The sequence below is a fragment of the Arenibacter troitsensis genome (genome assembly GCF_900177645.1).
Classification (GTDB): domain Bacteria; phylum Bacteroidota; class Bacteroidia; order Flavobacteriales; family Flavobacteriaceae; genus Arenibacter; species Arenibacter troitsensis.
The window spans coordinates 303,565-325,362 of record NZ_FXAO01000004.1 but is presented as its reverse complement, the minus strand read 5'-3'; the positions used below and the strand labels follow the sequence as shown (position 1 = coordinate 325,362).

Below are 21,798 nucleotides of genomic sequence, written 5' to 3'. Positions count from 1 at the left end.
AAGACTATTTGTTTCTGTTCCATAACGGTAAAATCAGAAAAGATATTGCGCCAAAAACCACTATCATCAAAGTTTGCGAAATCCACATAATCCATCCAAAGGCATCCCCGGAAACCTTGCTAATACCAAAAATTGCCAAGGCACTACTTACGGCAATGGGATAAATGCCTATACCGCCATTGGTAGCAGACATGGCAAAGGCTCCTGCTACAAAGCCTACCAGTAGCTGACTAACACTTAGGTCCATGGTTTCCAGAACCGTATATTTTATTACCCAAAACATTGCTATATAGGCTAGCCAAATAAATAAGGTGTGTAGAACAAAACCCCATTTATTTTTCATTCTAAAAATGCTGAGGATGCCCTCCAAAAGGCCTCGTAGAAAGGTTTTTAGTTTAAGGGCAAATTTTGATTTTGATTTTTTTACCACGTACATCCCCAAGGAAAGGACTAAAATTCCGGCTGCAAGTAGTACCAACAGCAGTGCAAGATTAAAACCTTTTTGTTGCAGGAAGCCCCATATGATGTCGGTTTGAAGGAAGAATGCAATAGCAACAATCAGGAATAGCATAACCAAATCGATGACCCTTTCGGTAACGATGGTTCCAAAGCCTTTTTGGAAGGGAACATGCTCATAGGTGGCCAAGGCGGTAGCCCTTAATATTTCTCCGGATCTTGGTATGCCCAAGTTGGTAAAATAGGCTGATAATATAATCAATATATTGTTGAAAAGCTTTGGCCTATATCCTAATGGCTGTAACAGGTAATTCCATCTTACAGCTCGGGAAAGGTGTGTAAGGATTCCCAGGAAAACGGATACCCCTACCCAAAAAAGGTCTGCATTTTTTATGTAATGTATAATAACCGACCTATCCTCTTCGGAAGTGGAATAATAAGAATACCACACTAAAAAAACTCCCAGCAGGATGGGGAGAATTGTTTTTAGGGTATTCTTTATGGAAGACTTCAAAACTAGGTCAAAAGATTGGTTTCCTCATTGGGGAAAACCAAGGATGGATTGAATTTCTTGGCCAGTTCAATATCCATGGTAGCGTAGGTTATTAGAATTAAAACGTCGCCAACGGCTACCTTTCTTGCGGCAGCGCCATTTAAGGTTACCTCCCCACTGCCTCTGGCTCCGGGAATGGCATAGGTTTCCAGCCTTTCACCATTGTCGTTGTTGACAATCTGAACTTTTTCACCTCTAATAATATTGGCCGCGTCCATTAAATCTTCATCAATGGTAATACTGCCTATATAGTTGAGGTCAGCACCCGTCACTTTTACGCGGTGTATTTTAGATTTTACTACTTCTATTTGCATGGGACAAAGTTAATCATTTATGCCAATTAGATTTCCAAATTAATTGTGGTCGGCAGTGTGGAAATGGTTTTCAGCCTTAAAGGGCAATGTTGTCTATAAGCCTAACATCTCCCGCATAAACGGCGATAAAGGCCCTATATTTTACCTTATTGTTTTTTCTTTTAACCGGTTTCAATTGGTCTGCATCTGCAATTTTAACATATTCCAGGTTTAGTTTTGGATGGGCATCGAATTGTTTTTTAACCCAATCCACTACAAAATTAGCACTTTTCGTGCCAAATTTTTGTTTGGCAGCTTTTAGGGTTTTGTAAATAAAACCAGCCTCTTGTCTTAATTCGGTGTCCAATCGTTCGTTTCTGGAGCTCATGGCCAGTCCGTTGGCTTCCCGAACTATAGGGCAGCCTATAATTTCTACGGGCAAATTGGTGTTCTCTACCAGTTTTTTGATGATTTGGAGTTGTTGAAAATCCTTTTCCCCAAAATAAGCCCTGGTTGGAGAGATTAAACGCAATAGCTTTTCTACAATAGTTCCTACACCGTCAAAATGTCCTTCCCTAAATTCCCCTTCCATAACATTCTCCAAACCCTCAAAATCGTAAGTTTTGGAGGTGATTTCTCCAGAATAAATTTCTGAGGCAGATGGGGCAAAAACCACAACGGCATCGGAAACAGATTGTAATAGAGCCAAATCGGCTTCCAAGGTGCTTGGGTACTTGTCCAGATCTTCCTGGTTATTGAATTGGGTAGGGTTTACAAAAATACTAACCAAAGTGAGGTCATTTTCTACAACCGATTTTTTAACCAATGATATATGTCCCATATGCAATGCCCCCATGGTTGGTACCAAACCAATCGATTTGGTTTTTTTATGGGAGTCTAAATAAGACTTAAGTTTCTTTTTAGTGCTAATTAACTGCATTCGATTTACTTAAAAGAGAGCAAACTTACTATAATTACTGCTAATCTGCATAATTTTTGTAATTTTGCACTTTCTCTTACTCTATTAATAAAATATTGCTTTTATGAATGGCAAAAAGATATTGTTTGTATCTTCAGAATTAGTACCCTATCTTCCAGAGAACGAAGTTTCCTTAATGTCTTACGAAACCCCAAGAATGGTCAATAGTAACGGTGGCCAGATAAGGATTTTTATGCCAAGGTTTGGGAATATCAATGAGCGTAGGCATCAATTGCACGAGGTCATTAGGTTGTCTGGGATGAATTTGGTGATTAATGATATGGATATGCCATTGATCATAAAAGTAGCTTCTATCCCTAGGGAACGTATTCAGGTTTATTTCATTGATAATGATGAATATTTTAAAAGAAAGGCAACCTTTACGGACGAGGATGGAAAATTATTTTCGGATAATGACGAAAGGGCCATATTTTTTGCCAAGGGTGTGGTAGAGACGGTCAAGAAATTAAATTGGTCTCCCGATATTATACATGTGCATGGATGGATGGCATCTTTGCTTCCGCTCTATCTTAAAAAATTCTATGCCGACGAGCCTTTATTTTCCGAGAGTAAGATCATTATGTCCGTTTATGGTCAGGGATTTGATGGTATTTTGGATAAAGACCTTATTAAAAAGATTGCCTTCGATGGGGTTCCTGAGGAAAGTATAAAAGTGCTTGAGGAGCCCAATTATAATAATTTGTTAAAAGTTGCTGTGGATTATGCCGATGCTGTTATTTTAGCCGCAGAAGATATTCCGGCCGACTTGGAAAACTACATATCCAAGCTTGAAAAACCTGTATTGCCATTTGTTCCTTTACAGGAGTTTGAGGAGGCTTACGTGAATTTTTATAACACCAAAGTTTTAAAATAATCTAAATGAATTTATTGAACAGATTAAAAATGCCTACCGCAGTAGGTATATTGCTTGTTGTGGTCTTGGGTTCCTGTGAGGAGGATTTGACTACCGTGGGTAGTGGTGTAGTAGGGGGAGAACCATTTACGGCCGGTAAGGCGGTTTACGATGTGTTTGCTTTTAATAAAAGGATTGAAGCTGTAAGGACCAATAAATTACCGGTTTATCAAATAGGGAATTATACAGATCCCATATATGGGAAAACTGCAGCTAGTATCACCACTCAGGTACAATTGTCCGTGGCCAACCCTACTTTTGGAAATTATTCCGCATCGGTCGAAGAAACTGCAGATACAGATTCCAGTACCCTTACCATAAAAGAAAATGAGACGGTGGAAGAGGTAGTTCTTTTCATACCTTTTTTAACAAATCCGAAAGGTGATAGGGATTTGGACGGTGTTGCCGATGAGTTTGATGATGATCCAGAGGATGCCAATAGCGATAGTGATGGGGATACCTTAACGGATATCCAGGAAAAAGCGCTTGGCACGGATCCCTTAAATCCGGATACGGACGGCGATGGCACCAATGATAGTCTGGACGATGATACTGCTGCAAACCGGTTCCCTGTAAAATATGACCTGGACAGTATTTTTGATATAAATGGGAATATTCCGGAATCCTTTAATTTTAAAGTAGAGAGATCAACTTATTTCTTAAGGGATTTGGATCCCAATACCAATTTTCAGGAAGCGCAACAATATTATTCATCCCAACAGTTTTCTCCTACCTTTGTGTCCGATCTATTGTTCGAGGGTCCGGTAGAGGTCAGTAATGTGGAGGAATTGATCTTTAAGGAAGACGATCCCGAAACCGAGGATGTGGACGAATCGGAGGAAGCGCCAACGAGGATAGCACCTGGAATTAGGGTATCCTTGAATGCAGCATTTTTCCAAGAAAATATTTTAAATAAGGAAGGTTCATCAGAGTTGTTGAGTCAGGCGAATTTTTCCGAATTTTTCAGAGGGGTACATTTATCCATTCCCGACGATGTTTTGGTGTTGTTGGATATTACTCGGGGTAATATTACCATAAAATATAAATATGACAGTGTAACCAGCTCTGCGGACGATACTATAATAGAAAGTGAGAAAGAATTTGTGCTAAATTTTATTAGGCGCGATACCAGTACCGGATCAGTTATTGGCAATGCAGTAAATACTTTTATTAATGAAGCCTATCCCGCTGAAATTGCGAATGGATTGGATAATGGCGAAAATGCCTCTAAAATCTATTTAAAAGGTGGGGCGGGTAGTTTTGCCCAAATTAAACTTTTCGACGAATTAAATGGAGATGAGATCATCAACCAGATTAAGGACAAGAATTGGATCATAAATGAAGCCAATTTGGTGTTTTATGTAGATCGAAGTACTTTGGATGCTGCGGGCACTGTTATAGAGCCTACAAAGTTGTATTTGTACAAGGACAATACCAATGCTCCTGTATATAACCAATTTTTGGAATCCGAGGAGGATTTTAATTCTGGTAATTTTACAAACTATGATGGTGGGCTAAACAAGGTAAGTGGTAAAGGGCAGTCCTATAAAATTAAGATTACCAATTACATCAACGACCTAATAGTGAGGGATTCTACCAATGCTACACTTAACCTGGCATTGACTTCGGACATAAGGATTTCATCCACCGGAAAGGCCATGTTGGCGAATAGCACGGAGGGGGAGGTACCTGTAATGTCCTCTGTAAACCCTTTTGGGACTGTTCTTTATGGGAGTGATAATTTACCCAGTGGGCAGGAGGATAAAAGATTAAAACTCGAAATTTTCTACACCAAAGCAAATTAATAGCCAGAAAAATACCACTTATAGTGTTTTTACGTTAATTAACTAAAAGTTAAATGGTGTTATATAACAAGGAGTTAAATTTGTTATATAATACCTTTTATTTATTGCTAACCATTAAACTTTAACATATGTGTGGAATTGTTGGATATATTGGGCATAGGGATGCCTATCCCATTATTATTAAAGGACTTCAGCGATTAGAGTACAGGGGATATGATAGTGCGGGGATAGCCTTGTATGACGGAAATGAAATAAATCTATCCAAGACCAAAGGGAAGGTAGAGGATTTAAATAATAAGGCCAAAAGTACTATTTCTTTAGAGGGGAAACTGGGGATAGGTCATACAAGATGGGCTACACATGGTGTCCCAAATGATATGAATTCGCACCCCCATTATTCCAATTCTGGAGATTTGGTAATTATCCATAATGGAATTATAGAGAATTATGATGCTATAAAGAAGGAATTAACTAAAAGGGGCTATACTTTTTCTTCAGAAACGGATACGGAAGTATTGGTAAACCTTATAGAAGAAGTAAAGCGCAAAGAGGGGGTAAAGCTTGGAAAGGCCGTTCAAATTGCTTTGAATGAAGTGGTTGGGGCATATGCCATTGCCGTTTTTGACAAGCAAAAACCAGATGAAATAGTAGTAGCCAAGCTAGGTAGTCCTTTGGCAATAGGTGTAGGGGAGAACGAATTTTTTATTGCTTCCGATGCTTCACCATTTATAGAATTCACCAACAATGCCATCTATTTGGAGGATGAGGAAATGGCGGTTATTAGATTGGGGAAGGAAATTAAACTTAGAAAAATAAAGGACGATGCCATTGCCTATCCTTCCATACAGGAATTGGCACTTAATCTTGAGGAAATTGAAAAGGGCGGTTTTGATCACTTTATGTTAAAGGAGATCTACGAACAACCAAGAGCTATTTTAGATACTTATAGGGGGCGCCTATTGGCTAAAGAAGGGATAATAAAAATGGCGGGGATAGATGATAATCTGGAAAAGTTCCTGAATGCCAATCGAATTATTATTGTGGCGTGCGGTACGTCTTGGCATGCAGGATTGGTGGCAGAATATATCTTTGAAGATTTGGCCAGGATTCCTGTAGAAGTGGAATACGCTTCTGAGTTTCGCTATAGAAATCCAGTTATCACCGATAAAGATGTGCTTATTGCCATTTCCCAATCTGGAGAAACGGCAGATACCTTGGCAGCCATTAAATTGGCCAAGGAAAAGGGAGCCTTTGTGTTTGGAGTGTGTAACGTGGTTGGTTCATCCATAGCCAGGGAAACTGATGCTGGTGCCTATACCCATGCCGGTCCCGAAATTGGAGTGGCTTCGACGAAGGCATTTACTACGCAAATAACCGTACTGACCTTATTGGCATTAAAATTGGCCAAAGAAAAAGGAATTTTCAATAAAACCCGTTTTCATGAACACCTGAGTGAATTGGAGAATATTCCCTCTAAGGTAGAAAAGGCCTTGCTTTCCAATCCTCTGGTAGAAATAATATCCAATGTTTATAAAGATTCCACCAACTGCCTTTATTTAGGGAGAGGGTACAATTTCCCTGTTGCCTTGGAAGGTGCTTTGAAATTAAAGGAAATAAGTTATATACATGCCGAGGGCTATCCTGCGGCAGAAATGAAGCATGGGCCAATTGCTCTTATAGATGAACATATGCCGGTAGTGGTTATAGCAACCAATAAAGGACATTATGAAAAAGTAGTGAGTAATATACAGGAGATAAAATCGCGAAAGGGAAAAATTATCGCTGTGGTTACTGAAGGAGATGTTCAGGTTAAGGAGTTGGCGGACCATGTAATAGAAATCCCGGAAACCTTGGAGAGCCTAACCCCTTTATTGACCACTATTCCACTTCAGTTGTTATCGTATCACATTGCGGTGATGAGAGGCTGTAATGTGGATCAGCCCCGTAACTTGGCCAAGTCGGTTACCGTGGAGTAGATTCCTCTTAATAAAACTATAAAGACATCCGTAAATGGTGGTCCAAAATGGCCATTATTTACGGATGTCATTTTTTTGTGACCAATATTTTGCCAAAATTTTAATTAAAAATGTTAAATTTTGAGTAAAAAATACTATGCACGCATAATTTATTTGATTTTCCTATTGTCAAATTGAAATTTGGTGTATATTGGCAATTAGGTGATATCTTACCATAAACTGATACTAATTTAACTCAAAAATTTATGAGATCAATTCTTCTATTATTCTTTTTCATGTTTGGAATGTTGGCGCATTCACAAACTATTATTAAAGGGAATGTGGTGGATCAAAACAATGACCCGGTACCTGGAGCCAATATTGTAATTATGGGCAAAGCCATTGGTACAGTATCCGATTTTGACGGGAATTTTATATTGAACACTTCTGAGAACCCCCCATTTACATTGAATATTACCAGTATTGGATTTGTAGCTTCTACCGCTAATATTACCCAAAACAATCAGACTATTGCAATTGTATTAAACGAGGAACAGACAAGTTTGGACGAGGTGGTAATTTCTGCATCAAGGACTCCGGAACGCGTTTTTGAATCCCCGGTAACGGTGGAAAGATTTGGACTTAGTGAGATCCAGAATACCGCTTCGGCCGATTTCTATGATGGGCTGGAGAATTTAAAAGGGGTAGATGTAAACACTAATAGTTTAACTTTTAAATCCGTTAACACTAGGGGTTTTGCTTCTTTCGCCAATACGCGATTTATGCAATTGGTCGATGGGATGGACAATTCTACTCCCGCGTTAAACTTCCCTATTGGAAACTTGGTGGGAATGATAGAGACGGATGTCCTAAGTGTTGAGCTGTTACCTGGGGCATCTTCGGCACTTTATGGGGCCAATGCCTTTAACGGAATACTTTTTATGCGCAGTAAAAGCCCTTTTGATCATGAAGGAATTAGTGTGTCTATAAAAAGAGGAGTCACCTCTCAAGAGTCGGCAGGAACTAATCCGTATACTGATTTTGGTATTCGTGCTGCTCATAAATTCTCCGACAAATTCGCTGGAAAAGTAAATTTCGGATATTTAAAAGGTACAGATTGGGCAGCAACTAGTGAGGTTGATAAGTTTGATCCATCTAGGACAAGGGCCAATTATAACTATGATGGAATTAATATATACGGAGATGAAGTCTCCACGAACATTAGATCTGCTTCCGGCTTGGGAATTATACCAGATGTAGAGGTAAGTAGAACAGGGTACAATGAGGGTGACTTAACCAACTATAACGCAGAAAGCATTAAAGCAGATTGGGGATTATACTATCGTCCAATTGAAGACAACAGCCTTGAACTTTCTTACGTGGGTAAAGTGGGTACTGGGACTACCATTTATCAAGGAACAAACCGATATAATATCAATGGTTTTTTTCAAGAACAACATAAATTGGAAATTAAAAATGACAATTTCTTTTTACGGGGATATGTAGTAGGGGATAAAGCAGGAGACTCTTATGATATGGTGTTTACGGGGATTAACATTAACAGAGCTTGGAAATCAGACCAAGACTGGTTTGGAGATTATATAGCAACTTATGCCGGAATAGAATTGTCCGGAAATCCTTCTGGTTTAACCGATGATCAAAAGCATGCACAGGCGAGAGCTGTTGCGGATACGGGTCGTTACCTGCCAGGAACACCTGAATTTGAAGCCGCATTTAATAAAAGTATAAATGATCCGGATCTATCAACGGGTTCTAAGTTTCAAGATGCCTCTAAATATTACCATGCCGATGGTAATTATAATTTTAGCCATTTGATTGATATTGCCGAAATCCAAATTGGAGGATCCTATAGAAAATATAGTTTAAATTCGGGCGGTACCATATATACCGATACTGATGGTCCAATTGATTATTCTGAATATGGTATTTATACCCAAATTCAAAAAAAGATTGAACTTTCTGATGTGAAAAGTATAAAATTGACAGGATCGGCACGTTATGATAAATCTGAATTTTTTGATGGTTTCTTATCGCCACGTATTTCTGCTGGTTTGACACTTAATAGGGATCACAACATTAGAGCCTCCGTGCAAACAGGATTTAGAAACCCCACCACACAAGATTTATTTATTGGGTTAGATGCGGGAAGAGCAATTTTAGTTGGTTCCGCACCGGATAATTTAAATCGTTATTCTGATACCTATGATGTAAGCTCAAGCGGTCAATTGTCCGGGCAGCCTGCCTCAGTAGTACAAACGGGAAGAGCGGCCTATGAAAATTCCTATTCAGCGCAGTCCGTGGAGACTTTTAAGATTACGGATAACGTGGCTGATTTAAAGGTTTCAAATCCGGAATTGGTAAAACCCGAACAAGTTACTTCTATTGAGGTTGGGTATAGAGGAAAGATAGATAAACTTGTAGTTGATTTTAGTGCCTATTACAATAGTTATAAAGACTTCATTTCTCAAGAAGTTGTTGATGCACCTTTTTATGGTATTGCCGGTGATGGCAACCTCTCTATTGATGCTATCCGAAACGATGATGTTCAGCGCTATAGTGCCTACACCAATACTGATGCCGATGTTAATTCTTACGGAGCTTCAATTGGTTTAGACATGAAAGTTCTAGGTAATTTTGATTTAGGAGGTAGTTATACTTTTACAAAGTTGGATTTTGATAGGGAAGCCAATCCAGATGTTATGTTGAATTTTAATACCCCGGAGCATAAGTTTAAGGCCAATTTTGGGAATGAGGAATTATTCAAAAACTTTGGCTTTAATATCGCCTACAGATTTAGTGATGATTATTTTTGGGAAGCCACTTTTGGCAATGGTGTTGTGCCGGAATTCCATACACTTGATGCACAAATTAGCTACACTGTTCCGAGCATCAAATCTTCCTTTAAGTTAGGTGGAACCAACATTACCGGCAAGGAGTATTTTACTGCCTTTGGAACTGGTTTTATTGGTTCTATGTACTACCTATCTTGGACAATTAATAACTAATATCAAATCATAATTTGACATGAAAAATTTAAAATATATATTCTTAGCATCTTCACTGGTTTTTTTTACAAATTGTAACGATCCGGAAGATGTTGATTTGAACCCTATTGTGGAAGAGGAGGCAAGACCCGCATTGACTGCTGGTTCTGCTGATTTTTCCAAATATGTAGCTATAGGAAATTCATTTACGGCTGGTTTCACTGATAATGCGCTATTTATTGCATCACAGCAAAATTCTTTTCCTAATCTATTATCGCAAAAATTTTCATTGGTTGGCGGTGGTAATTTTTCCCAACCATTAGTGAATGATAATTCTGGAGGACTTGTATTAGGAGGGAATCCTGTTTTAGATCCGCAATCCGGAAAAAATCTATTCGCTCCAAGACTCTATTTTTATTCTGATACCAATTCGGCATGCCCCGATAATACTGGTCCTGTTGTTCTTGGAATTGACCCTAACGATCCCAATACACAAGCAACTAGTTCTACAACAGATTTTTTATTGAATAATCCAACCGGACCATTTAATAATATGGGTGTTCCTGGCGCAAAAAGTTTCCATCTATTGGCACCGGGTTATGGAGCCTTGGCCAACTTTTCCTTAGGCTTGGCAAATCCTTATTTTATAAGAATGGCCTCAGAACCCAATGCTAGTGTTTTAGGTGATGCTCTTGCACAATCACCAAGTTTTTTCACACTTTGGGTCGGAATTAATGATGTTTTGGGGTATGCACTTTCTGGTGGGGATGGGTCTAATGCCATCACGCCATTGGATGGAGCGCCAGGAGTTGGTTTCAATCAAACTTATGCAACCTTGATCGGAGCTGTAACGGCAGGTGGGGCAAAAGGTGTAGTGGCAAATATTCCTGATGTAACAAGTATTCCACATTTTACAACGGTACCATATAATCCCTTAGACCCTAATGACGAATGTTTACAAGCTTATTCGGATCAAATACCTACATTAAATGGGGTGTTTGGTCAGTTGAATCAGGTATTTGCCTATTTGGAGAGTCAAGGAGTTCCAAATGCAACAGACCGACAAATTGCTTTTTCCACGACTGAGGCAAGTGCGGTTGTGGTCAACGATGAATCTTTAATCGATTTATCAGCTCAAATTGCAGGAGTATTGAAGTTGAGTCCTACGTTTCCTGCGTTTGTGCAATCATTTGGTTTGCCAGTTGAAGCGGCGCCGGTGGTAGCCGATCTTTTTGGTTTGACTTACGGACAAGCAAGGCAGGCTACTGCAGACGATTTGTTGGTATTGCCTAGTTCATCTATTATTGGTACGGTAAATACCAGTTCGGTAGCCTTTTTAATGTCTCAAGGACTATCCCAGGCGTTGGCTGGTCAATTTTCAGTAGAAGGGGTGTCTTTGCCATTAGCAGATAAATGGGTTTTATTGCCAAGTGAACAAGCAGAGATTGCTGCAGCAACGACAGCCTTTAACACAACTATCGCAGCAACGGCTACTCAAGCAGGTTTGGGCTTGGTGGACGCCAATGGCTTAATGAAAAAATTGGCAGATGGAGGAGTTACCAGTGGTAATTTTATCTTAACGTCCGAATTGGTGCGCGGTGGGGCATTTTCTTTAGATGGTGTTCATCCAACAGCCAGGGGTTATGCTTTGATAGCCAATGAATTTATGAAAGCGATAGATGTTACTTATGGTTCAAATTTTGAGGCATCAGGTTCTTTATTGGATATAGGCGACTATCCAACGAATTATTCTTCAACACTTCAATAATATATAGTTAACTTAAATACAAATACAGCACCTTATTAAAGGTGCTGTATTTGTATTACTGATTTTAATTTTCTGTGTTTAAGTTAATATTGCTTATTATTTGAAAACTTTTTCCGGTTGAATAGCAAACGCTAAGAAAGGAGAAAAAGCTAATTAAGGGGTGGAAAGCAAGATTTTTTAGCAACTGGGAAAAGTATACCTGAGTTCTTCCATAAAAATTAAAAAAACAATTTCTTTTTAAGAATGGAAAACATATCTTTGCAGCCTTAAAAACAAAGCGGTATGTCGCGCTGTTTTTATTTTAAAGATAACAGTAAAACGTAAATACTCAAGTAATGTCTAAAGTTACAGGTAAAGTTTCCCAAATCATCGGCCCGGTAGTTGATGTTGAATTTCAGTCCGGAGCGGACCTTCCCAAGATTTATGATTCTTTGGAAATTATCAACAAAGATGGTTCCAAGTTGATTTTGGAAGTACAGTCCCACGTAGGTGAAAATACGGTTAGGACTATTTCTATGGATTCAACAGATGGGTTAAGTAGAGGAGTTGCCGTTGAAGCAACAGGAAGCGCAATCCAGATGCCAATTGGTGATGATGTTTATGGTCGTTTGTTCAATGTAATTGGAGATGCTATTGATGGACTTGGGGATTTGCCCAAAGCCGGTAAAAACGGTCTTCCAATTCACAGGGATGCCCCTAAATTTGAGGATTTATCAACTTCTACCGAAGTTTTGTTTACTGGAATTAAAGTAATCGATTTGATAGAGCCTTATGCCAAGGGTGGTAAGATTGGTCTATTTGGTGGTGCGGGTGTTGGTAAAACCGTACTTATCCAGGAATTGATCAATAACATTGCAAAAGGACATGGTGGACTTTCAGTATTTGCAGGAGTAGGGGAACGTACCCGTGAGGGGAACGATCTACTTCGTGAGATGTTGGAGTCAGGAATTATAAAATACGGAGATGATTTCTTGCACTCTATGGAAGAAGGCGGATGGGATCTATCCAAAGTAGATAAAAAGGTAATGAAGGATTCCAAAGCGACATTCGTTTTTGGACAGATGAACGAACCTCCTGGAGCCCGTGCACGTGTGGCCTTGTCTGGATTAACAATTGCGGAATACTTCCGTGATGGTGCTGGTGAGGGGCAAGGAAAGGACGTTCTTTTCTTCGTAGATAATATTTTCCGTTTTACCCAGGCTGGTTCTGAGGTATCGGCCCTTTTAGGACGTATGCCATCGGCGGTAGGTTACCAACCAACTTTGGCAACAGAGATGGGTGCCATGCAGGAGCGTATTACATCAACCAAAAGAGGTTCCATTACTTCCGTACAGGCGGTTTACGTACCTGCGGATGATTTAACGGATCCTGCTCCGGCAACAACATTTGCCCACTTGGATGCTACTACTGTATTGTCTCGTAAAATTGCGGAGTTGGGTATCTATCCTGCTGTGGATCCTTTGGATTCAACATCAAGGATTTTGACCGCAGAAATTTTAGGTAAGGACCATTACGCCTGTGCCCAAAGGGTAAAGGAGTTATTGCAACGATATAAAGAACTTCAGGATATTATTGCCATCTTGGGGATGGAAGAATTATCTGAAGAGGATAAATTGGCCGTAGGTAGGGCTAGACGTGTACAACGTTTCCTTTCACAGCCATTCCACGTAGCTGAACAATTTACAGGTATCCCCGGAGTTTTGGTAGATATTAAGGAAACTATTAAAGGATTTAATATGATTATGGATGGGGAGTTGGATCATCTTCCAGAATCTGCCTTTAACCTTAAAGGTACCATAGAAGAGGCTATTGAAGCTGGAGAAAAAATGCTTGCTGAAGCGTAAATGAGTAGACCGCAATCAGTTAACGATTAACAGGATTTAATTGAATACTGGCTGCTGAATACGAAATACCGATAAATATATGTATCTAGAAATAGTATCACCGGAAGCAACATTATTTGCAGGAGAGGTAACAGCAGTAACGGTACCTGGCGTAGATGGTGAATTTCAAATGTTGAACAACCACGCCCCTATCGTTTCCCTACTACAGGAAGGAAAGGTAAGGATAAAGGGTTATATAGTATTGGACGAGATTTATGGAGACAAGTTTTCCAAAGCTTCCAATGGCGACACTATCCTTGAAATTAGTAGTGGTACTGTTGAAATGAAGAACAACAAAGTAATTGTACTGGCAGATTAACAATTTATTATGCCATTCATAAATTAAGCAAAAGCCGTACGTTTCGTATGGCTTTTGTTATTTTAAGGCCGATGGGTAAGAGCAAAATTATAATTTCTGAGGGAGTAAGGCCATTATGGCAGACCTTGATAGCTTCGGTTTTTTATACCTTGGCCATTATATTACTGGCCATGTTCTTTTTTGGATACGAAATTGTTCCTTCAGACGTAAAGGACAACAGCCGAAATTTTGGAGTATTTTATATAGCTACGGCCTGTATGGCACAGGGAATTATATTTTCCAATATAAAGAGCATTTTCTTCGATCTTGAAAATCAAAAATATAAGGAAGAATATCGGGTAGGGCCTATAGGTTTAGGGAGATGGAAATCCTTACCCAAAATAGAGTATGTATCCGTTTTTAGACAATTAAAGGAGAATAGATCGTATACCTATGAGGTTAACTTGTGGGTAAAGGGGAACAGAAGCTTTACCATTTATGAGGGCTTGGACCTGGGAACCACCTTTGCCATGGGTGCAACTACGGCCAAGACTTTAAATGTTGATATGTTGGATGCAACAGTGCCCAATGATTATAAATGGGTAGATCCTTAGTTTCCTTGTCCATTTTCTAGTCTTTTATCTTAATAGTACGTCCTGTTTTTGAACTCTTTACGGCTGCGTCCAGAATTTCCATGCTAATCATATTGTTTTCCAAAGAATATGGGTCGTACCTTTCTAGGATAGTTTCACCTCTAATTACGGAAGCTAAGAGGGCAAAGGGTTCGTCAAAAGGGGCGTCCCTTTCCCCCAGTTTAAAAATTTCCTCATCATAACCACTGTATCCTTCCGAAATACGTAGCCGCAGGTCATGTTTGTTATCGGCATATATAGCTCCCCTTTCCCCATAGATTTCCATATCCTTACGGCCAATGGGCCAGTTCCATGAGGGTTCCAGTATGGCCATGGCCGTGTCATAGGTAAGAATAATGGTAGCATCATCGTCTACTTTCGGGTTGTTTTCGGGCTGTAATTGTTGGGTTACCGCGGTGACCGAATTGGGTTTTTTACCCTGTTGGATCCATGTCATTAGATTGGCACCGTAGCAGCCAAAGTCCATGATGGCACCTCCTCCATTGAGCTTGGGATCGGTTAGGAAATTTAAAAATTCGTCACTTACCCCTATTTTTTTTGGTCCTTTATGTCCGTCTCTCACTATTACCTTTCTTAGAGCGCCTATAGTGCCCTTATGCAGCAGTTCAAAGGCCTTTACATTGGTAGGATACCAAGAGGTCTCATAGTTGGTGAGTAAATGAATATTATGTTTTTTGGCCAGGGCCTCCATTTTCTTGGCATGTTCCAAACTAACGGCCAAGGGTTTTTCTACCATGACATGGATGCCTTTAGGGGCACAGGTTTCTACAATGGCAAGGTGGTCGTATATGTTTCCGAAACCTGCCACGGCCTCTGGCTTAACGGCCGTAATCATCTCCTCTATGGTATTAAAGACCATTTCCATGGGAAAGCCGTGCTTCTCCGAAAGGCGCTTCGCTAGATTCCGATCGGTCTCCACTATACCTACCATGATAACATCGTGCTTGGCTTCCCTACTTAAAATCCAGCCTACATGGCCATGGGTAAGTCCGACCACTCCCAATTTTATAGGTTCCTTCTGTGCCAAAGCACTCGTTAGCGTCAATAAAATGAAACAAAGGGAAAGTGTAATGTATTTTTTCATGGTTATATAGTTCCTAAGAGACCACGGTAATTAGGCTTACCATGGTCTTTGAAAGATACTACATTTTTGAATGCAAAAGATTCAACTAACAGGGGATAATTGACCTATAACGACCTCTATTACGGCCCCTTCGGTAGCCTTTCGGTGAGCTGCTATATGTGCGCTGTTGTTGTGTTGTTGCCAATGATCATAACTCACCCAATTTTCATAAAAGAAAAAGCGATCTGGGTTTTCATTGTCCTGGTGTAGATCGTAATTTAGGCAGCCTTCCTCCTTCAGAGTGGGAGGTATAAGTTTTAATAGGGCTTGCTTTACAAATTCTCGCTTTTCGGTTTTTGCCAAAATACTGGCCGTGATGGTCAATTGCTTGTTACTCATTTTTAAGTTAATTTTTATTTTTTAAATATATGGAACTTCTGGGGCATGGGGAAAGCTACTATATATTCTTTGGAACTAATAGTTGGAATTATCAATTTGACTTTTGAACATTTATTTTCCATTTTTTTGGGGAGTAGCACGCTGCTAAGGGATCTGGTCTAAAATGCACCTTTGGCGTTATTTTTTGTGGCGTTTAAACTTTCCCCCGGCATTTCTCCCCTTATATTATGAAATTCCGTTTTTATTAACCCGGCTTCTTTTAGATACCAATCCTTGGTAAGGTTTTCCGGGATATTATCACTTGTTTCCTTCATCCATTGGTTTAATATTTTTCTCATACTTTTCAAGGTTTCGGCGTACTCTGGCAAGGAGGCAACATTGAGTAATTGAAGGGGATCCATACTATAATCGTAGAGTTCTTCATAAGGCCTTGGCACCATGAACACATCTGCCTGTATGGCAGAAAGTTTTCCTTGATCTTTTAAAATTTCCAATTCCTTAAAGGAAGGACTGCCAACAGCATCTGCCGGCCCGTTTTGTGGTTGCATGGGTCTCGAATTTAAGATATACATATAATTATTGTTCCTGACCATACGTTCAAGTGCTTCATAATCGTGCCAATTGTGCTCGGCAAAAAGATGGTTGCGAAAATCTAGCTCCGGGTCTATTAAAAGTTTGGCGAAACTATAGCCCTGAAATTGGGCGGGACTTTCAATACCTACCAGAGTTAATAGTGTAGGGGCAATATCCACGGCACTTATCAGGCTTTTACTACTAACATTTTTATTTTTTATTCCGTTGGGCCAATGCATGACAAATGGAGTTTTCATACCTCGGTCGTTAACCCTTGTTTTACTGTGGGGAAAGGGTCGTCCATTATCCGACATAATAATTATTAGGGTATTGTCCAGCTCTTTTTGTGCCTTCAGTTCTTGGACCACCTCTCCGATATAGAAGTCGAATCTTTTAATTTCATCATAGTATTTGGCTAAATCGGCCTTGGTTTCGTCTCCATCGGATAAATAGAATGGGGGTTTTAATTGGCTGGGTTGGTGTGTTCCCGAAAATTTATTGGGTCCCCATTCGCGGTGGGCATCATAGGATGCGAACCACATAAAAAAGGGTTTGTTTTTAGGTCTTTTCTTTAGTGAGTTGACCCAGCTCTCCTCGCCTCCATCCCCGTTTTCAATGCGTTGCTCATGCATTACATCAAATCCACGTTTGGCATAGGGCCCCATATGGAACTTGCCGGCCAGGACGGAATAATACTTATTGTTCCTTAATAATTCCGGAAAGGATACCATGTCCATAGGAGGGGAGGTATGTAATTCGGCAGCTCCGGTATTATGGGGGTATCTTCCTGTAATTATGGAATTTCTGCTGGGGCTACATGAGCTTGCCGTTAAATAGAAATTATCAAATTTCAACCCCTCTTTTGCAAGTTTATCAATATTGGGAGTTTTAACCTGTGTATTCCCGTAACAACCAAGGTCGTCCCAACTAACATCATCGGCTATAAAGACCATGATGTTCAACTTTTCATTTTGCGCATAGACCGTACTGTAGAAGGACAGGTATAGTAGTATTGGGATAAAAAAATGCTTCATAATTTTTGAGTTTGACTTAAAAAATTGATTAACAGCTTTTCCTTTTTTTGAGGTCGGGGACTTAAAAGTATACAAAACTATTAAGCAGGGAAAATGCTATTTTACCAGTGGTCTGGATGAATTATGATATATTCTATTGTTGGACAATTGAATTGGATTAATCAAGGGTCTCCAATATGCGATTACCAAGGTTGTCTATGTTCATATGGTTTTTGTGAAAGGCGGATAGATTGGAAAGAATAATTACCCCATTTTGGTTCGCAATATTAAGCACAATATTGGACCTGTAGCCTCCTGTACCACCGCTATGCATAATCAATGTTTTACCTATGTTTTTTTGAATGGCCCAGCCCAGGCCTATCTCCGCTTTATTGGGCTCCAGACTAAAAGTAGCTTTTCTTGTCAATGATAATATTTTATCGGAATCATTGAATTGTGCTTGGGCAAATTTTGATAGATCGGCTACCGATGATAGTATTCCGCCGGCGCCCACCAAAACGTTCAGATCCCAGTTTGGAGTTTCATTTCCATTTTCATCAAGTCCCCTGATCAATTGGGACCTAATTTGGTCTCTATCCGTTGTAGTGCGGACCAGTTTGTATTTTGTGCAAATTTTGGATTGGAGTAGGTTTTCATAGGTTGTGCTATCTATTTTGCTTAACATAAAACCCAACAATCCTACTCCTAGGTTGGAATATTCGGATTTTTCCCCAGGATTTTGGTTTAGTTGCAGGTCCTGGGTTACATATTGTTTTAATTTTTGTTCGTCATAATCTTTGTAAGGGTTCTTTAGGTCTACAGAATCTAGGTGCAGGTTGGTGGGTAGTCTTGGCAGTCCTGAGCAATGGTTGGACAACTGCTTAAAGGTGATTTTAACATTGTCTTTAAGCGGCCAATCCAAATAATCGTTGATATTGTCATCCAGGCCTAGTTGTTGGTTTACTACCATATCCGCCAAAAGGGTAGCGGTAAATACTTTGGAGATAGAGCCAATTTCAAAAACACTGTCATGGTTGTCAATATTAGAAATAGTATCGTTCTCACGTTTTATTCCATAGAAGTTGGTGGTTCCATTGTGTAAAATGGCAACGGCCAACTGGGTGTTATTGGGGAATTCTTTGGTTTCCGCAAAAATATATTTGGCCTGGAGTTCCGTGATATGTTGGCTATAATCTTTTTGACCGTTATAGGCGACTTTTTCATTTGTACATCCACCAATGGCATATAGGAGTAGGATTAAAATAAAATATTTTTTCATCTGTTAGGTATTCCTTAGGATTAAAACAAGGAACATTTCCAACCGACCAATTTGCAAATTAAACATGTTGATCTATTAAAATCTGGTTACCATCCGGATCGGTGAGCATAATACTTGCCGGTCCCGTAGTTTTTTCATCTGCCTCCTGCTCCAATTTTAGTTGGTTACTTTTTAGATGTGCCTGAATTTTTCTCACGTCATCAAAATTTTTCAGGGTGTTGGCATTCTCGTCCCAGCCCGGATTAAAGGTAAGGATGTTCTTAGGGAACATGCCTTGGAACAAACCTACCAAGGCATTTCCATTTTTCATAATCAGATAATTCATTTTTAGGTCTCCAGCAAACACGGTAAACCCCAATTTTTCATAAAATTCTTTGGACAGGTTTAAATCCTTTACGGCCAAACTAATCGAAAATGCTCCTAGTTCCATAATTGTTTTTTTAAGGTGTTAATTCTAAACAACAATTTGTTTAAGATGTGATTTGGGGAATGAGGCAGGAAAGTGCCAACTATACTAAGATAGGGATTTTCAGGGATTGGAGTTAAAATACGTGCTAAGCATTCTTAATAAAAGGAAGGGTATAAAAACGATCAGTAGCCTTTCTCGCAACAAGAATTCATGATGCCTTTATTTTTGAAACGGGGCAATTATGCAAACCTTTGCACATTTAATATAGTCCTATCCTTATATTTACATTATATTTAAATATCTATTACTATATTTAACAATACTATATTATCCTTTTTGATCAAGGAATCGTTTTAATATAATCTTTATATGTTCCATTTAAATAATGGCCTGATATTCCAAACAAGTCTGACCATAAGGCCAAGTTAAAATCAATATCCCCAAACACAAATAGTATAAAAAAATAAACCATGAATAACTTAACCAAAACCGCTTTTCTGATTATTCTATTTTTGTTATTTAATCCTTTAAGCGCAAATGAAACCCCAATAGATTCTGTAGACTCCTATTTAAATGCCGTACAAAGCCTAGTAAAAAGTAAGGATAGCTTTAAGGAGGATTTTTTGGATATTGAATTCTTGCTACACAAAAATAAACATGCCCAGGGCAAGGAAAAAGTGCGGACTTTATTGAATCTATACACTGCCTATATCTATAAATCTGGAGAAATTGCCAATGACTACAACGATCAGGCCATGGCTCTTGCGGAGAAATTGGCGTTTAAGGAAGGAATACTCAAGGCAAACTACAACAGGGCATATTTTATGTTTGTCCTAGGTGATTTTGAGGAGTCCATGAAAATGGTCCTCGAAATCCAAAAGGTTGTTGGGGCTACAACCTATGAGGAAATTTACGCCGATATTTCAACTTTAAAGTCGTACATCTATTCAGAAAGAGGTGAATATGACAGGGCTCTGGAAACGGGTCTAAAATTATTGGATAGTGCGGAAAAAAGTAAAAACGACTATCTTTTGATGAAGGCCAATTCGGCCTTGTCACATTATTACCTCAGGATTGAGAACTATTCCAAATCCCTTAGTTATTGCTTAGAAGGTCTTCGCTACATCCTTAAACTAAAAAAAACGCAATACATCTACCCAAAAATAGATGAAATAGCCCGAATGACGGCAAAATTAAACGACCCCAAGGGAGCCTTGAAAATCTATGCCTTTTTCCTCGAAGTTGAAAAAGAACTACCCCCTGCCGGCAGTTATATATTGGCTTCCGTGCACAGCAATATGGCCAATATTTATATATCCATAGGGGAACACGAAAAGGCCTTGACCCACATTTCAAAAGCGTTGGAAATTAATTTTGAGAATAATTACCTTTTTAGGATACCAAGGGCACTTACCATACAGGCCGAATTATATTTGCAGACCAAGGACACTGCCCAAGCGATTTCCAATTATGAAAAAAGCATAGAAGCTGCAGAAAACATTGACGCCTTCGATGTTGTAAAACAAAATAGTTATATTTTGAGCCAGCTTTATGAAAAAACCAATCAAATCGCCAAGTCCAAGGATTATAGGTCTTTATATAGGGCCATAAGCGATTCATTGTTTACCAATGAAAAGGAACAAAAGATCATTATTCTTGAGACCAAAAGAAAAATAAAGGAAGTCCTCCAGAACAAAAAAATTCTGGAATTGGAAAACAAGGCACAAAAGGCAAAGTTCCGGGCCATTATCATTGTACTCATTTTATTATTTGTGATAAGCACAATTTCCATTTATTCCTATTTGAAAGTAAGGAAAAAAAATAGACTACTGTTGTTAAGAACGATAGATCTGGCGGAAATACAACTCAGAATGAGCGAAAAAATCAGTGGATTTCAACATATGGAAACCCAATGGTCCGTTGAAAGAAAAACTTCAGACATTCCTAAAACACAACCTAGAATAGATAAGGATATTAAGAATATTATATTGACCAAATTGGAGAAACTGGAAAAAGAAAACTTTTTCTTGGACCCAAATTGTAATTTGCACCAACTTTCCGAACAACTAAAAACCAATCCCAAATACCTTTCCCAAGTCATAAACCAGGAAAAGAAATCCAATTTTAATAATTACATCAACGAATTAAGAATAAATTACTTACTCCCCAAGTTGCTTAAGGATATAGAGTTTAGGAACAGCAAATTAAGTTACATTTCATTTTCTCTTGGGTATAACAATTTAAACACCTTTAATGCAGCCTTCAAAAAGCGACTGGGTATACTTCCCTCCAACTTTATTAATGAACTTAATAACGCTTTTGAAATTAAAAGCAAATCTCCAGCACAACCTTCCTATAAACTAAAAAAGATTGGGTAACCGGCTTTTCGTTTCCATTTTTACTGTTTTGGCACTTGGGCAAGCAATGATGAGATCCATACTTTTTATGTGGACTAGTGAATAGTGGATTGTTTAAAACTGGAGCAAAACCGGTAAAATTAA

Annotated in this window: 17 protein-coding genes; 9 read left to right on the top strand and 8 right to left on the bottom strand. The window is 39.1% G+C overall.

The window, feature by feature from the left end; translation table 11 throughout:
• Positions 1–4 precede the first annotated feature (4 nt).
• The 3 genes from B9Y87_RS11025 to panC form a co-directional block, all read right to left on the bottom strand.
• On the bottom strand, positions 5–970 hold the full coding sequence (locus B9Y87_RS11025) for a lysylphosphatidylglycerol synthase transmembrane domain-containing protein (RefSeq protein ID WP_085498997.1): 966 nt from the start codon (positions 968–970) through the stop codon (positions 5–7).
• 2 nt (positions 971–972) lie between these two features.
• A complete protein-coding gene (gene panD / locus B9Y87_RS11020; RefSeq protein ID WP_072860413.1) occupies positions 973–1,323 on the bottom strand; it encodes an aspartate 1-decarboxylase in 351 nt (116 codons plus the stop codon).
• A gap of 76 nt (positions 1,324–1,399) precedes the next feature.
• Positions 1,400–2,242, bottom strand: coding sequence for a pantoate--beta-alanine ligase (gene panC, locus B9Y87_RS11015; protein WP_085498995.1), 843 nt, complete (start codon positions 2,240–2,242; stop codon positions 1,400–1,402).
• 103 nt (positions 2,243–2,345) lie between these two features.
• Between panC and B9Y87_RS11010 the strand changes: the two genes are divergently transcribed.
• The 8 genes from B9Y87_RS11010 (at position 2,346) to B9Y87_RS10975 (ending at position 14,522) form a co-directional block, all read left to right on the top strand.
• Complete coding sequence (locus B9Y87_RS11010; RefSeq protein ID WP_085498992.1) at positions 2,346–3,155, top strand: glycogen/starch synthase; 810 nt, start codon at positions 2,346–2,348, stop codon at positions 3,153–3,155.
• 5 nt (positions 3,156–3,160) lie between these two features.
• Positions 3,161–4,999: a DUF4270 domain-containing protein gene (locus tag B9Y87_RS11005; RefSeq protein ID WP_085498990.1), complete on the top strand. Its 1,839-nt coding sequence runs from the start codon at positions 3,161–3,163 to the stop codon at positions 4,997–4,999.
• Between the two features lie 128 nt (positions 5,000–5,127).
• Positions 5,128–6,975, top strand: a complete 1,848-nt coding sequence (glmS, locus tag B9Y87_RS11000; protein ID WP_085498987.1) for a glutamine--fructose-6-phosphate transaminase (isomerizing) — start codon at positions 5,128–5,130, stop codon at positions 6,973–6,975.
• Positions 6,976–7,220: 245 nt separating this feature from the next.
• Positions 7,221–9,980: a TonB-dependent receptor gene (locus tag B9Y87_RS10995; protein WP_085498985.1), complete on the top strand. Its 2,760-nt coding sequence runs from the start codon at positions 7,221–7,223 to the stop codon at positions 9,978–9,980.
• Between the two features lie 19 nt (positions 9,981–9,999).
• Positions 10,000–11,727, top strand: coding sequence for an SGNH/GDSL hydrolase family protein (locus B9Y87_RS10990; protein WP_085498983.1), 1,728 nt, complete (start codon positions 10,000–10,002; stop codon positions 11,725–11,727).
• A 335-nt stretch (positions 11,728–12,062) separates the two neighbouring features.
• Positions 12,063–13,571 (top strand): F0F1 ATP synthase subunit beta, encoded by a 1,509-nt coding sequence (gene atpD, locus B9Y87_RS10985; RefSeq protein WP_085498980.1) that lies wholly within the window; start codon positions 12,063–12,065, stop codon positions 13,569–13,571.
• Between the two features lie 79 nt (positions 13,572–13,650).
• A complete protein-coding gene (locus tag B9Y87_RS10980) occupies positions 13,651–13,929 on the top strand; it encodes a FoF1 ATP synthase subunit delta/epsilon (RefSeq protein ID WP_085498979.1) in 279 nt (92 codons plus the stop codon).
• A 71-nt stretch (positions 13,930–14,000) separates the two neighbouring features.
• Positions 14,001–14,522, top strand: coding sequence for a hypothetical protein (locus B9Y87_RS10975; protein ID WP_085498977.1), 522 nt, complete (start codon positions 14,001–14,003; stop codon positions 14,520–14,522).
• Positions 14,523–14,538: 16 nt separating this feature from the next.
• Here the strand turns inward: B9Y87_RS10975 and B9Y87_RS10970 are convergent, their stop codons facing one another.
• The 5 genes from B9Y87_RS10970 to B9Y87_RS10950 form a co-directional block, all read right to left on the bottom strand.
• Positions 14,539–15,645 carry a Gfo/Idh/MocA family protein gene (locus B9Y87_RS10970; RefSeq protein ID WP_085498976.1) on the bottom strand — a complete coding sequence of 369 codons (1,107 nt, stop codon included), beginning with the start codon at positions 15,643–15,645 and terminating at the stop codon, positions 14,539–14,541.
• A gap of 81 nt (positions 15,646–15,726) precedes the next feature.
• Positions 15,727–16,023 carry a putative quinol monooxygenase gene (locus tag B9Y87_RS10965; protein ID WP_085498974.1) on the bottom strand — a complete coding sequence of 99 codons (297 nt, stop codon included), beginning with the start codon at positions 16,021–16,023 and terminating at the stop codon, positions 15,727–15,729.
• Between the two features lie 158 nt (positions 16,024–16,181).
• Positions 16,182–17,630: a sulfatase family protein gene (locus tag B9Y87_RS10960; RefSeq protein ID WP_085498972.1), complete on the bottom strand. Its 1,449-nt coding sequence runs from the start codon at positions 17,628–17,630 to the stop codon at positions 16,182–16,184.
• Positions 17,631–17,787: 157 nt separating this feature from the next.
• Positions 17,788–18,888: a serine hydrolase domain-containing protein gene (locus tag B9Y87_RS10955; RefSeq protein ID WP_085498971.1), complete on the bottom strand. Its 1,101-nt coding sequence runs from the start codon at positions 18,886–18,888 to the stop codon at positions 17,788–17,790.
• Between the two features lie 58 nt (positions 18,889–18,946).
• Entirely contained in the window at positions 18,947–19,318 is a 372-nt protein-coding gene (locus B9Y87_RS10950) for a VOC family protein (RefSeq protein WP_085498969.1), read from the bottom strand.
• Between the two features lie 449 nt (positions 19,319–19,767).
• On the opposite strand from B9Y87_RS10950, the gene B9Y87_RS10945 reads away from it, so the two are divergent.
• On the top strand, positions 19,768–21,675 hold the full coding sequence (locus B9Y87_RS10945) for a tetratricopeptide repeat protein (protein WP_085498967.1): 1,908 nt from the start codon (positions 19,768–19,770) through the stop codon (positions 21,673–21,675).
• Positions 21,676–21,798 lie beyond the last annotated feature (123 nt).